Raw genomic sequence first — 14,222 nt, 5'->3', positions numbered from 1 at the left:
TTTTAAATTTATTAGATTGTAACTACCCCAATTATAAGGTTAAATATTTCAAATGTCAAACTAAATTTTACTAGTTTAACACATGAAATTGATAGTGATAATCATTGCAATTTAAATATTTAGAGTTGATTTTAAAATTAAATTTTATAAGCTTCTTTTATATCAAAGGCATGGTTCATAGGTCCACTGCCTTTACCTAAATCTAGTCCATCTTTTAAGGCGCCTTCTAGATACTTTTTTGCATTTCTTACAGATTCTTCTAGAGATTTATCTTTTGCAAGATTTGCAGCAATTGCTGATGAAAGTGTACATCCAGTTCCATGAGTATTTTCGTTTTTTATGCGTTCTCCCTCAATCCATGTAATATTTAGTGAATCAATTTCAAATAATACATCATTTGCATCATTTATTGAGTGACCACCCTTTACAAGCACACTTACTCCCAGTTCATTAGCCATTTTTTCAGCAGCTACTTCCATATCTATTTCATTTTTAATTTGCATATTAGCTAATATTTCTGCCTCTGGGATATTTGGTGTAATAAAGTCAGCTAGAGGAATTAATTTTTCTTTTAAAGTATCAATTGCATCATCTTTTAAAAGCTTTGCCCCACTTGTTGCTACCATTACCGGATCTAGGACTATGTTTTTTGCTTGATATTCTTCTAATTTTTCTGCAATAGCAGTAATTAAATCTTTATCAGAGACCATTCCAATTTTTACTGCATCTGGATAAATATCAGTAAAAATTGCATCAATTTGTGATTTTAAAAATTCTGGACTTACATCCATGATGTCCGTAACGCCTGTTGTATTTTGTGCAGTCAAAGCTGTAATGGCAGACATAGCAAAAACTCCATTTAAAGTCATGGCCTTAAGGTCGGCTTGGATTCCTGCTCCACCTGATGAATCTGAACCTGCAATTGTTAAAGCTGTTTTCATTATTTTCCTCCTAAATTTATAAAAAAAGAATACCACTTAGGGTATTCTAAAACTACAAAATTTAAAATTTATACTTTGCCATTAACTAAATAAGCTAAGGCCGATGGTATAGTTCTATTTTAGAACTCCCCATATTTACTAAAATATTTCATTGATATTTTCATTGTATAAAATTCAGTTTTCTTTGTCAATTTATTTATTTTTCATATTCTTATAGGTTGCTGGTGAAAATAATAATATCATTGGGTAAAGTTCTAGTCTTCCAAATAGCATTGCAAGGGTTAAAGTAAATTTTGATAGGTATCCTAAATTTACAAAACTATTTATAGGACCAAACTCCCCAAGCCCTGGACCAACGTTGTTATATGTGGTTGCAACTGCTGTAAATGATGTTTCTAAATCATTTGTTTCTAATGTCACTATTAACATAAAAATTATAAACACTAATAAATAAACTAGTAAATATTTATTTACAGAATTTTCAACTTCATCATCTACTTTTTTGCCGTCTAGTTTGTTTACAGTAACTCTCATTGGGTTTATGGTTTGTTTGACTTGATTTATTGCAGATTTACATAACATAGTTATTCTTGAAACTTTTAGACCACCAGCTGTAGATCCTGCAGACCCACCTACAAACATTAATAAGATTAAAATATTTCTAGAAAACATTGGCCATTTTCCATAGTGGGCGGATACATATCCTGTTGTGGTAATAATAGAACTAACTGTAAAAAATGAGTTTACTCCTGCATAGAACTTATCATCATACATTCCTGAAATATTTATAAAAATTAGGATTGATGAGATAGCAACTATTATAGCGTACCATTTTAATTCTTCTGACTTAAAGCTATCTTTTACAGATCTAAATATAGCATAATAATAAAGATTAAAGTTTATTCCAAATAAGAAAATTGCTATACCAAGAACTATTTCAATATATCTAGAATCATAATAACCAACAGAAATGCCACTATTTGCAAAACCACCAGTTCCTGCTGCACCAAAGGCATAGATTATGCTATCAAACAAATTCATGCCGCCAAAAAGTAAAAATATCACTGTAATTGCTGTCATTACCAAATATATAATATACAAAACTCTTGCAGTGTGTGAAAGTTTTGGTGTAACTTTTCCAAAAGTTGGCCCTGGTACTTCTGCTTGCATTAGATTGGTTGATTCTTTATTTGCCATTGGCAAAACTGCAAGAGTAAATACCAAAATACCCATTCCGCCTATAAGATGGGAAAATGATCTCCAAAAAATTATAGAATGTGGCAAAAGTTCCACATCTAATGCAACCGAAGCTCCACAAGTAGTAAAACCGCTTGCCATTTCAAAAAATGCATCAATAAAAGAAGGATAATTTGATGGGGTCAAATATAAGGGAATAGCTCCAATTAAAGAATACAACACCCAGCAAAAAGCTGTTGTAAACATAGCCTCTTTTGTAAAAATGTGGCCTTGTTCACTTCCTAATTTTACTAAAATGGTGCCAGCTAGGCCTGATATGATTATAGGAATTATAAAATTAATTTTTTCATTTGTGGGTTCTTTATAAATAAATGCTACTATCAAAGGTAAGACCATCAGTACTGCTAAAACTTGTAAAAGTCTACCTATGGCATTATTTATTATTTTTAAATTCATACTTACTCCAATATATCATCGATTTGAGTAATATTTTTACTTTTTGTAATAATCATTACCCTATCTCCCCTATCGATTATCGAATTACCAGTTGCTACTTCTATCTGACCATTTAATTCGCTATGTTCTATTACAGCTACTAAGGTATCAGGTCTTATATTTACATCTTTTAGTCTTTGATTAAATATTCTAGAATTTTCACCAACTTCAAATTCTAAGACTTCAACTTGGTCTCCCTCAAGTTTATAAAGATTGTTTAAATAAGAAAGACCTCTTGCATCATATCTAGATCTAATTATCCTGTTAATATAATTACTAGCTGCAGACTTTGGAGTAAAGGTAGCATCAATATCTAATATTCCTGTTAGTTTTAGTAAATTTGTCCTATTTACTTTTGAAATTATCTTATCAATACCATATCTTTGGGCAATTAGAGCTATTAGTATATTTTCTTCATCGATACCTGTTAGTGAAATAACTGCATCAAAACTATCAATTCTTGCTTCTTCAAGGATGTCAGGGTCAGAACCATCAGCATTTATTACTATAGCTTCACTATATTTTTCTTGGATATCAATAGCTTTTTTTCTATTTATTTCTATAATTGTTACATTAAAGTGTCTTTCGAGTAATAGATGAGTCAGATGGTGGGTAATATTGCTTGCACCTATAATTAGAATATCTTTCATCCTAATATTTTCAGGAATTTCTGCCTTATAGAATAAATCTACATCATCTTTACTGCCCATTACATAAATCTTTTGCCCGGCTTCTAGGATAAAATCACCATTAGGTATATAAACTTGATCATTTTCAATAACCATACCTATTAATACGTCAAATTGATTTAAATAAGAGTCAGCATCTTTTAGTCTTAGTCCGTTTAATCTTGAATTTGGGTTTATGGTAATTTCAATAATCAATGCTCTTTCTTCAAGGAAGCTTTGTACATTTCTAGCGTGGGAGTATTTGATTGATCTTTGGATTTCTTTTGCCGCCAGATATTCTGGATTTATAATCAACTTTGATCCAGATATTTCTCGGATTTGATCTAAGTGGCTTATATACTTTGGATCACGAAGTCTTGTTATAATTTCTTTTGCACCTAAAGACCTTGCCAGAGAGGCTGATATTAAATTTGTATCATCATCTCTAGTAAGGGCTATAAATAAATCACAATCACCTACATTTGCCTCTTTTAAAATATTAAGGTCAGTTCCATCACCAACCAAAGCCATTACATCATTTTGTTCAAGCAATCTATTTAATACATCCTTATTATGGTCAATTACTAAAATGTTATGATCTTGTAAGGATAATTCGTTTGTTAAATGGGAACCCACCTTTCCTGCTCCCAAAATTATAATATTCATACAATCCTCCTAAGCCTAATCAGTATAGCACTTTTATATTTAAAATCAAATATGAAAAAACTATACTCTATTTGCTAGTAATTTTAATACTTATTTTCTTTTGTAAGTTGACGGGCTTAACAATAATAGTAGAGGATAAATTTCTAGTCTACCTAAAAGCATGGCAAAGATATTAATATATGACAATGGAATAGCTCCAAATAGCGAATAAAAAATCCAACATATAGCTACTAGAGTCAAGGCATCCTTGATATTAAAAGTTTTTTTAACATTTATTTTATCAATTAATATGTATCTGCTAAAACATATTCTAGTACATCTGGATCTTTTTCTATTATCAATACATCGTGGCCTTCTTCTGCTAGAATCGAAACTATGTTAGATTCGACAGATCCTATCACTATTATGACTATTCTCATCATATGTCAATTCCAATATAATTATGTTTTATAACAAATATTGGATAATTGAAATAAAAAAAGAGGCCTAGGGCCTCAAATTTTTATAATTTTATTCATTGTCTTGCTTTAAAAATTCATAAGCATATTGGGCTAGTAATAAGGCTCCATCTTTAAATGCTTTTTCATCTGGGTTAAAGTCTTGAGCATGGTTGATTGGAAAAGTTGATGGATCCTCTGGATCCCTTGCTCCAATACACATATAAGCTCCTGGCATTCCTTCAAATTCATCATAGCCTGCAAGTAAAAATCCAAAGTCTTCTGATCCAGCAACTTTCATATCAGTCATTACTTTATCATCACCAAATAATTCTCTAGCAACTTTTACAGCTGTGTCTGTAGAAGATTTTTCATTTATAACTGGACCTGCACCTTGATTGTAGGTAAGTTCGCAAGATCCCCCATAAAGTTTTGCTGATAAATCAGCTATTTCTTTTAGTTCATTTAAAAATTTATCCGCTGATTCATTTGAGAAAAATCTAAAACTTCCGACTAGTTTAGCTTCACTAGCCACTGCATTTGCAACTGATCCACCAGAAATCGTTCCATAATTTAAAACTATTGGTTCATTTAGGGCATCCACTTTTCTAGCAACTGCACCATTTGCTCCGTTTATAAAGCTATTGAGCATCATAATTGCATCATGTCCTTCAAATGGAGTTGAGCCGTGAGCAGATTTTCCCTTGAAGTTTACTTCAAAAAAATAATTTCCTGCCATTACTTGGTCATATCCAGTAGCTGCATATCCAAGCGGAATGTTTGTGAAAATATGGATTGCAAATCCACTATCAACACCTTTTGTAACGCCTTGCTTTACAACTGCTTTTCCACCATCACCAGTTTCTTCTCCTGGTTGGAATAAAAGTCTAACTGTTCCTGGTAATTCATCTTTTATTTCTAAAAGTGCACGAGTTGCTGCAAGTAACATTGCTGTATGGGTATCGTGGCCACAAGCATGGGATTTGCCGGCATTTTTAGATTTAAAGTCAAAATCATTTGTCTCTTGGATTGGCAAAGCATCAAAATCTGCACGTAGTAAAACAGTTTTTCCTTCACTTTCTGGGTTTATTTCCGCAATTAGTCCGGTTGGATCAAGTTGTTTTACTTCTAGTCCATAGGATTCCAATTCTTTTTTTATAAAGTCATTGGTTTCTTTTTCTTCCATGGATAATTCTGGATTTTGGTGAAGCTTACGTCTTTGTTCTATTATTTTTTCTTCATCATTATATATAAGTTCTTTTAATTTTTCATTTATCATAATTCATCTCCCTTATATATTATTCATACCCTTTGATTCGTAAACTTCTTTCTCATTCTCATTATTATCAATAGTTTTTGATTTATAATCTAAATAGTGATCGGAAAGCTCTCCCACTACTAGGGTAAGTGCAATCAGAACATAAACTAAAGCAGCTAATAAAATTATTAATATAAGTCCTATGGCAATCGTACCATCTAATCCATTAAAAATAGCTGATAATATAACTATAAATAAAAACACTGGTACTATTATCCATTTTAAAAATGTAATAATAGTTTTACCAAACAAGTCTTTACCAACTTTAAATACTTTTTTAAACATTTCTCCAAAAGTTAAATTTGGATTATCCGCTATCACAAAAAATTGATAGCTTATAAAAACTCCATAAATAATCAAAGCAAGTATCAAAAGTAAAAATACGCCTATACCAGCCCCTAAACCTGAGGGGTCATTTCCAGTGGCTAAACTAAGCACAATTGATGCTACTATTCCAGTAGCAAAAATAATAATTGCAAGTGTTGGAATTATTGAAATCAGAAATGCTAAGAAAAATGATTTAAAATTGAAATGGTTTATATTATCAAAATATTCTCCAACAGTACCCATCCTATTAGAAATCAGTCCTCTAGCTATAATAAAATTAAATATAACATAAACTGCTGTTCTTAATATATTGGAAACAATACCTGATAACGATATAGTCATTGCCTCTAAATCAGCACTTGCTTGAGACAAAATCGCGCTAATTATTGCAATAATTACTATCATGATAAGATTGATAATAAATACTGAAGAAAATTTATAATCTCTTTTCAAAATCTACTCCTTTTCCGTTTCTTCCTTTTTAGGAAATACTTCCTTTTTTACATCCATAGACTCATTGCCTATGTAATCTAGATACACATTTGAGTATTTTATTGTGATAAATATATCCCAAATCTCTCCTAATATAACTATTATTAATGCTAAAAATGGAATGCCACCAATATCTATAAAACCTTGATATCCTGATAAAATAATGAGTACTAAAACAAATCCTGGTAATAGGACATACTTCAAAAATATTTTTATGGTGTGACCAGTTAAGTCTTTACCAACTTTAAATATATGTCTAATTAAAAATGTGAATGGCAAATCGTCCCTATCCGCTACAACAAAATATCTATAGTTTATATATATCAAGAAAATTAAATAAACTATTAATAAAACAATATGTATGATAAGCCCCATCCCTGTTAAAAAGAGTGAGTCAGAAAATAGTAAATATATAAATTCTATTGCATTATCACTATCATTGATCAATTCAAATATAGCTTTAATAAGTTCTAGGAAAAATAAAACTCCTATAGAATTAAAAGTTAGGTGTTTAATATTATGTAAGTAATCTTTAAAATTACCCATCCTATTATGGATAAGACCATAGGAAATTATGTATCTTGTTACAATTATTATAATTGTCGATAAAAATATATATCCTAAATCTACCACTGAGCTATCAAGGACCGATTCATATATCAAAAGCAAAACAATTTGGATAATAAGTGACAACATCACAACACCAATAATAGGACCTATCTTGTAATCTCTATTCATAGTCACCCCCTCATATGTATCTGATTGTTATTAACTTACCCAAAGATGGGTAATTGTATACTAAGAGGTGATAAATATGATTATTAGATTTGATGAAGACCAACTAAAAGCACTTGCCTTTGATGGAGATGAGCAAGTAGGCTATTGCGAAGTAGAAGAAAAAATTGATAGTACATGGGCAATTACACATACAGTTGTAGATGAAGAATATAGGGGCAAAGGGGTTGCTGAAAACTTAGTAGATAAAGTTTGTGAACAAGCACGTGGCAACTACAAAAAAATTCTTCCAATATGCTCATATGCAGTTAAAAAATTTGATGAAGAGCCAGAAAAATACGGTGATATTGACGCAAGAGCATAAAGTTAACTGAGGATTTTCCTCAGTTTTTTTGTGCTTATTTTACTGCTTAAAATGGAAATAAATCTTTACCAAAATCTCTACATTTGATATTATATTTAAAACCAAAGATAATGAGGAAAAATTTTGAAAAAAGATTTAAAAAGACAAATAGCAATCCTAAGTATCGCCCTATATGTTGCTAGCAATAGTATCATATCTGGTGCCCTTGTTTTTATGCAAAAAGACTTTGGGATTTCTATTACAAATGCAGAATCACTAATAACTTTATCATCTATAACCTCGATTATTACCATTTTTCTAAGTGAAAAACTTACTAAAAAAGTAGGGATGAAAAAGTGTGTTTTAATCGGTCTTTTTTTAGTAGGTATATCTTCCATCTTGCCAATTATAAGAACTACTTATACATCCGTTTTCATCAGTCGCCTTATAATGGGAGCTGGTGTAGGTTTGTTTAATGGTCACAGTGCAAATTATATAAATATATTTTACGAGGGTGATAAGGCCTATAGGCTCCATGGTATAAGAAACTCAACCGAATTTATTTCACAAATGGTATTTTTATTTATAGCAGGACTTTTTATTAAGATTCACTGGAAGTATGCATTTTTAGTTTATTCTTTTGCTTTTTTCACTATGGTATACTTTAACAAAATCATTCCAGAAATAGATATAAATGATAATACAGATCTTGGAAAATTTACTATTAATAAACAAATATTTTTCTACATATTTTTTGCCGCGGTAATGATTATGAATGTATCAGCCTTAAGTGTACGTTTTCCAACCATTGCTACCAATCAAAAGGGTCTAGGAGTTGATGCCAATTTATATATGATAATACTGCCTATGTCAGGTATGATTTTTGGATTTTTATTTGGTATTATAAATCGTATTTTGCGTCATAAAACTATCTTGCTGGGCCTTTTTGTATATATAGTCGTAAATCTAGTCCTAGCTTTTTTTGGAAATGATATGTATATATTTTTAATTTGTATGGTTTTCATTGCATTTTCTCAATCACTATGTATCCCCTATCTTTTTACAGAAGTATCAAGATTTGTAAAAGGATCCCATGCTAGAATTGCAAACAACCTTATTTTTATAGGTTGTAATGTAGGCGGATTTCTTGCACCATTTTTCCTAAAGGGTGTAAATGAGCTTTTAAAAACTAATTCCCTAACCCTTGCATTTACTGCCTTTAGCGTAATTTATGGACTAATGCTAATCTTAAATATATATGAAAACAGCAAAACTAAGTCATAAAAATAGAGCAGGATTTCTGCTCTTTTTTAATTTATAAATATTGATAAGTCTAGTTCTTGGCCTAACATATTAAAAATTTCTTTGCCCCTAATGCTATTTCCAGTTTCATCAAGCCTTGGTGAATAAACTCCTATGCCACACACTCCCGGAACTACTCCTAAAATACCTCCAGAAACTCCAGATTTTGATGGAATACCCACATTCATTAAATATCTTCCAGAATTTTCATACATGCCACAAGTTGCCATTTGGCTTAAGACAATTTGTACTTCCGACTTTGATAAAAGATTGTAATGGGTTTCTAAATCACATCCCCTATTTGCAAGGGCTGCACCCATTTTTGAAAGATCTGTCACATTTGTAGAAATTGAGCATGCTCTTATGTATAAATCCAAGACTTTTTCTGGATCATCTTCAAATATTTCCTTACTTTTTAGATAGTATGAAATAGCCTTATTCCTGTCAGTAGTCTCCATTTCTGACTTATAGACCTCATCCATTAGATAAGCTTTTTCTTTTTTGGATAGTTTTTTATAAAAGTCTAGGATCCTTTCAAATTTGTCATCAACGCTAGTTCCTAAAATCATAGAAGCTGTCGTAATGGCCCCTGCATTTATAAAGGGATTTGCGGCCTTATCAGTTATCGGAACTAAAGAATTAAATTCATAACTAGTTGGCTCGCTACCAACCTTGCTAAAAACAGCTTCTGGATCATTATCATGAAGAGCCATTATTAAAAGTAAGACCTTTGATATAGATTGGAGGGAAAATTCATAATCAGAGGATCCATAATTGAATGTCTCCCCAGTTACAGATGTTATGCTTAAGGCAAAATTATCAGGATCAACATTAGCAAGCTCAGGTATATAACTTGCAAGCTCACCTTGACCAATGCATGACTCACTAGTTTTTATTACACTTTTTATTTTTTCATCAATAAATTCTCTGTTATATAACATATTTACACCTCATATAAAGATATACCCAGATTTTTGCTTTGATTTTCCAAAAATATTCTCTTATCCCCTTATAATTGACAACCTATGCAATTTCTTTTAAAATTATACTATAGTACTTTACAAGGGAGATTAATGTGGCAAAAAGATTTCAAAAAGCCTTTATTACTTCATTGATATTTTCTCAATTTTTTATAAATCCAGCAATTTCTCAGGCAGATTCTATAGTTTTAAATAAAAACACAACTGACGGGGTAAATGTGCGCGTAAAAGAAGATGTAAATAGCGAAATCTTTGGTGGGATAGAAGACTTTACAGCTTATGAAATAAAAAATGAATCTAATGATTGGTACCAAATAGAATTTGAAGGCAAAAAGGGTTATGTGGCCAAAAAATGGTTTTATAAATTAAATCACACTAGCCTTTTAGCAGAAACAAACCTAAAAGAAAAAGCTAATAGCGATTCAAATAATCTTACTGATCAAAAACTAAAAGAAAAAACAAAAGTCACAATATTAGAGTTTATCCCTGACAGTGATTTTGTAAAAGTATCCTATGATGAAGACTTTAAAGACAACAAAAAAATAAATACCGTTGACATAAAAGAACTCGAAAATAGCTCATTGCTCTATGACCTAGCAGATACAAATGAAACAAACGATGTTCAAACCGTAATTCTAGGTAAAGAAAATACAGAAATCCCTAGTGTAGTGACCTTAAAGGAAAGCCCTGAAGCTGTTGCTCTTGATACAAATACTCCAAGTGATGAAGCTTCAGATGATGATAACACTTCAGAAATTAAAGAAGGTTATGTCAAACTAGAAGATCTTGCAATTTCAAAAAAAGATCCTAGTGATTTGGAAAAAATGACTAAGTTTTATAATGAAATGAATAACTTCATTAAGGATCAAAAAGCCCGTGAAGAGGCGGCTAAAAATGCTGTCAGAGAAATTACAGAAATTTCATATGTGACTACAACTACATCAGAAAATCAAGTCTCAAATACCAGTCAGTCACAAAAATCAGACACAGTTATGGTTCCAGTTACGGGAAGTCAAACTGGTAACGAGATTTATAAATGGGCCACCCAATATCTTGGAAATCCATATGTTTGGGGTGGAATCGATCCAGTTCGTGGTATAGATTGTTCAGGATTTACTATGCAAGCTTACCGTCAAATAGGTATCAATCTCCCACACTTTGCCCAAAGTCAGCAAAGATACGGGGTAGAAATTCCATTTGGCCAAGAAAAGGCTGGAGATTTAGTATTTTTTGGAACGAGTTTAAATAATATAACCCACGTAGGAATGGCGGATGGAAACGGAAATATGATCCACGCATCAAGCCCACGTTATGGAATAATTATAGGACCTATTAGAAATCCTATATCAATTAGAAGAATTGTAAATTAAAAAAAGGAGCAAAACTGCTCCTTTTTTTAATTTAATTATTGTTTTCACTATTTGATGAATTACCAAATATATTTAAAAATGAATTTACAATTGATTTAAAGAAGTTAAATATTGAATCCAAAAGTCCGCTATCTTGAGCTTCTTTTGCTATATTATCAATTGATTCTTTGTTTTCGTTGTAAAATTTGCCCGCATTATCTGCTAATTCATTTCCAAATTTGATAAGATTATCTCTAACTTCTTCACTATCAATAGCTGAAGAATTTTGATATTTATCAAAGAAATTTATCAAGATATTTATGTTATTATCACTTAGCACATTTTCAAGATTTACATTTTTAAGTGCGTCTTGAATATAAATTCCTATTTGATTAGCATCTGCTGCTTGGCCTGTTTCTTCCTTATGTTCTGCAAGTTTTTGCTTAACCTCGATTACGACCTTATCCAGTTCTGCTGGATCAAATTCTGCCTTATTTTTGTTTTCTTCTGAAATTTCATTTACAGTTTCTAGCTCTTCTTGGGCAACTTTTGCTCTTTCTGGATCTATGTCTTTACCAGAATTAGCTAGAGCTGCATAAACACCAACTAGGGCTGACTCACCTGTTACTGGTTTTGGACTAGCTACATAAATATCTGCATCTGTAATTCCTGCTGTAATGGCCGCATTTGTGTATTGACCTTGGGTAATAGATGTAATATTTGCAGGGGTTACTATATTTACCTTAATACCAGAATTTTCTGAAAGTTTTTTGATATATACTGATGAAATCATATTAGAATTATCAGTATAATAACCTAGATATTTTTGTAGGTCTTCTCCAGTAGCTGTTTTGTAATTTAGATTTGGGTCATTTTCTTTAACACCAAAGGCTTGATTCATTTGGCTAATTTGTTCATTATTTAAAGCTGCACCATAGACTACAGCATCTTTATTTGCATCATTTGCTGCAAAAGCTATCGATGGTACAAAAATACTTAAGGCACATAATAGTGCTAAGAGTCTCTTTTTCATAAACCCTCCTATAATGATTCGATTTTCTCGATTATTGGATTTAATTCTTCTAAGTTTACGTCTTCTACAAGACCTGCATCGATTTTACTTGCTATTTCTGGATTTATAGGAAGCTTGGCAATTGTGTCAATATCGTATTTTCCAGCTACTTCCTCTACATGACTATCTCCAAAAATTTTGTGGTCTGTTCCACAATCTGGGCATTTAAAGTATGACATATTTTCTACAATACCAATTACTTTTTTGCCCATCATTTTTGCCATTTTTAATGATTTTTCTACAACCATACCTACTAAATCTTGTGGTGTTGCTACTGCAACTATTCCATCTATTGGTAGTGATTGAAATACTGTTAAAGGCACATCACTTGTTCCTGGTGGCATATCTATAAGCATGTAGTCTATTTCGCCCCAGTCTACGTCTGTATAAAATTGTTTAATAACGCCTGTTACAATTGATGATCTCCACACTACTGGGTCAGTTTTATTAGGTAAGATCATATTTACTGAAATGATTTTGATCCCATCGCGTGTTACCCCTGGATACATTATACCTTCTTTGGTACCTGTAACGCTTTCATCTATACCAAAAGCTTGCGGAATTGATGGTCCTGTGATGTCGGCATCAAAAACTGCTACCTTGTATCCTTTTTTATTTAATTTATTAGCTAGCATACTGGTTACAGATGATTTACCTACTCCACCCTTACCACTCATTACTGCTATAACTTTACCAACTGAAGAACCTTCATTTAGGTTAACTTTAAATTGGTCAAAATTTCTTTGTTTTTCCATTGGTCTCTCCTTTATAAAAGAAAAAAGCATTATTTAATGCTTCTTCCATAATTATATCTATTTTTCATTAAATTGCCATAAAGGACTTTAAAAAGCTTAATTTCTAGGCATTAAAAATTGATTTTCATATCATTATCTTTAATTAATCCTTTTTTATACATTATATTATAAATTAGATATGAAAGGATTGCTGGCAGGATAAAATGTAAAAATAAAATTTGAATGAGTAAAATCGAAATACTTCTGCTATCAGCCATAGCATTTAAAGTAGAGATTTGACCAACAAGACCACTTGTCCCCATACCAGAACCTAGTGGAGTATTTTCCATTTTAAAAACCAAAGTTGAAATAGGTCCTAAAATTGCTCCAGCAAGCGTTGATGGGATCCATATCCATGGATTTTTGATAATGTTTGGTACTTGAAACATTGATGTACCTAGTCCTTGGGCGAGCAAACCCTCCAGACCATTATCCTTATAGGAAATCACTGCAAATCCAATCATTTGTGCGGCACAACCAACTGTTGCGGCCCCACCTGCAAGACCTGAAAGAGAGAGCATCATGCAAATTGCAGCTGATGAAATTGGTAGAGTTAAGGCCATGCCGACCAAAACCGAAACAACTATACCCATTAAAAATGGTTGTAGTTCTGTTGCCCTCATAATAATATTTCCAAGACCTGTCATAAAGGCAGATACCCCTGGTCCTATTACATCTCCCACTAAAACACCTACTAAAATTGTAAGAGCAGGAGTTATGATTATATCTAGTTTGGTGCGTTTTGATACTAGTTTTCCAAATTCCACTCCAAATATTGTTGCAATATATACTCCGACTGGCCCTCCTAGTTCATAGGCACCTAGACCTACAATAGTGGATGCAAACAAAACTAGATTTGGAGCTTTTAACGCATAGGCTATTGAAACTGCAATTGCAGCTCCTGTTGCTTGACCTACCAAAGGCCAGATTCGTTCTGTTAAAAATGGAATATTAAATGTATTACCAATTGAATTTAAAATCGTCCCTACAAGCAATGAAGCAAAAAGCCCAAAGGCCATAGCTCCCAAAGCATCTATAAAATAAACCCTAGCTGATATATTTATCCCCTGTTGATCTAAATATTTTTTCATTATAACTCCTTAGTT

At 31.8% G+C, this 14,222-nt stretch carries 14 protein-coding genes; 3 read left to right on the top strand and 11 right to left on the bottom strand.

Annotated elements, in window-relative coordinates; all coding sequences use genetic code 11:
* Positions 1 to 137 precede the first annotated feature (137 nt).
* The 7 genes from thiD to JNO63_RS00975 form a co-directional block, all read right to left on the bottom strand.
* Positions 138 to 941, bottom strand: a complete 804-nt coding sequence (gene thiD / locus JNO63_RS01005) for a bifunctional hydroxymethylpyrimidine kinase/phosphomethylpyrimidine kinase (protein ID WP_203126379.1) — start codon at positions 939 to 941, stop codon at positions 138 to 140.
* Positions 942 to 1,133: 192 nt separating this feature from the next.
* On the bottom strand, positions 1,134 to 2,594 hold the full coding sequence (locus JNO63_RS01000) for a TrkH family potassium uptake protein (RefSeq protein WP_203126378.1): 1,461 nt from the start codon (positions 2,592 to 2,594) through the stop codon (positions 1,134 to 1,136).
* Between the two features lie 2 nt (positions 2,595 to 2,596).
* On the bottom strand, positions 2,597 to 3,967 hold the full coding sequence (trkA, locus tag JNO63_RS00995; protein ID WP_203126376.1) for a Trk system potassium transporter TrkA: 1,371 nt from the start codon (positions 3,965 to 3,967) through the stop codon (positions 2,597 to 2,599).
* Between the two features lie 284 nt (positions 3,968 to 4,251).
* Complete coding sequence (locus tag JNO63_RS00990; RefSeq protein WP_203126374.1) at positions 4,252 to 4,389, bottom strand: hypothetical protein; 138 nt, start codon at positions 4,387 to 4,389, stop codon at positions 4,252 to 4,254.
* Between the two features lie 88 nt (positions 4,390 to 4,477).
* Entirely contained in the window at positions 4,478 to 5,683 is a 1,206-nt protein-coding gene (locus tag JNO63_RS00985; protein WP_203126372.1) for a M20 metallopeptidase family protein, read from the bottom strand.
* A gap of 12 nt (positions 5,684 to 5,695) precedes the next feature.
* The gene (locus JNO63_RS00980) at positions 5,696 to 6,502 is read right to left on the bottom strand and encodes a hypothetical protein (RefSeq protein ID WP_203126370.1); all 807 of its coding nucleotides are present in this window, start codon (positions 6,500 to 6,502) and stop codon (positions 5,696 to 5,698) included.
* A 3-nt stretch (positions 6,503 to 6,505) separates the two neighbouring features.
* The gene (locus tag JNO63_RS00975; protein ID WP_203126367.1) at positions 6,506 to 7,279 is read right to left on the bottom strand and encodes a hypothetical protein; all 774 of its coding nucleotides are present in this window, start codon (positions 7,277 to 7,279) and stop codon (positions 6,506 to 6,508) included.
* Between the two features lie 76 nt (positions 7,280 to 7,355).
* Between JNO63_RS00975 and JNO63_RS00970 the strand changes: the two genes are divergently transcribed.
* Positions 7,356 to 7,640, top strand: coding sequence for a GNAT family N-acetyltransferase (locus tag JNO63_RS00970; protein WP_203126365.1), 285 nt, complete (start codon positions 7,356 to 7,358; stop codon positions 7,638 to 7,640).
* Positions 7,641 to 7,763: 123 nt separating this feature from the next.
* Positions 7,764 to 8,903 carry an MFS transporter gene (locus JNO63_RS00965; RefSeq protein ID WP_238390448.1) on the top strand — a complete coding sequence of 380 codons (1,140 nt, stop codon included), beginning with the start codon at positions 7,764 to 7,766 and terminating at the stop codon, positions 8,901 to 8,903.
* A gap of 26 nt (positions 8,904 to 8,929) precedes the next feature.
* Here JNO63_RS00965 and glsA read toward each other — a convergent pair whose 3' ends face one another.
* A complete protein-coding gene (gene glsA, locus JNO63_RS00960; protein WP_203126363.1) occupies positions 8,930 to 9,862 on the bottom strand; it encodes a glutaminase A in 933 nt (310 codons plus the stop codon).
* Positions 9,863 to 9,996: 134 nt separating this feature from the next.
* Here glsA and JNO63_RS00955 point away from each other — a divergent pair, with 134 nt between their 5' ends.
* On the top strand, positions 9,997 to 11,271 hold the full coding sequence (locus JNO63_RS00955; protein ID WP_203126361.1) for an NlpC/P60 family protein: 1,275 nt from the start codon (positions 9,997 to 9,999) through the stop codon (positions 11,269 to 11,271).
* Positions 11,272 to 11,302: 31 nt separating this feature from the next.
* Here JNO63_RS00955 and JNO63_RS00950 read toward each other — a convergent pair whose 3' ends face one another.
* The 3 genes from JNO63_RS00950 to JNO63_RS00940 all read right to left on the bottom strand — a co-directional run bounded on the left by JNO63_RS00950 (position 11,303) and on the right by JNO63_RS00940 (position 14,207).
* Positions 11,303 to 12,283, bottom strand: coding sequence for a DUF1002 domain-containing protein (locus JNO63_RS00950; protein ID WP_203126359.1), 981 nt, complete (start codon positions 12,281 to 12,283; stop codon positions 11,303 to 11,305).
* Between the two features lie 8 nt (positions 12,284 to 12,291).
* The gene (locus JNO63_RS00945; protein ID WP_203126357.1) at positions 12,292 to 13,077 is read right to left on the bottom strand and encodes an Mrp/NBP35 family ATP-binding protein; all 786 of its coding nucleotides are present in this window, start codon (positions 13,075 to 13,077) and stop codon (positions 12,292 to 12,294) included.
* 110 nt (positions 13,078 to 13,187) lie between these two features.
* Positions 13,188 to 14,207: a PTS transporter subunit IIC gene (locus tag JNO63_RS00940; RefSeq protein ID WP_203126355.1), complete on the bottom strand. Its 1,020-nt coding sequence runs from the start codon at positions 14,205 to 14,207 to the stop codon at positions 13,188 to 13,190.
* Positions 14,208 to 14,222 lie beyond the last annotated feature (15 nt).

Origin of the sequence: Anaerococcus sp. mt242 (genome assembly GCF_016798225.1) — a bacterium.
Classification (GTDB): domain Bacteria; phylum Bacillota; class Clostridia; order Tissierellales; family Peptoniphilaceae; genus Anaerococcus.
Note: the sequence above shows the minus strand (reverse complement) of the source record. Positions and strands in the feature narration are given on the sequence as shown.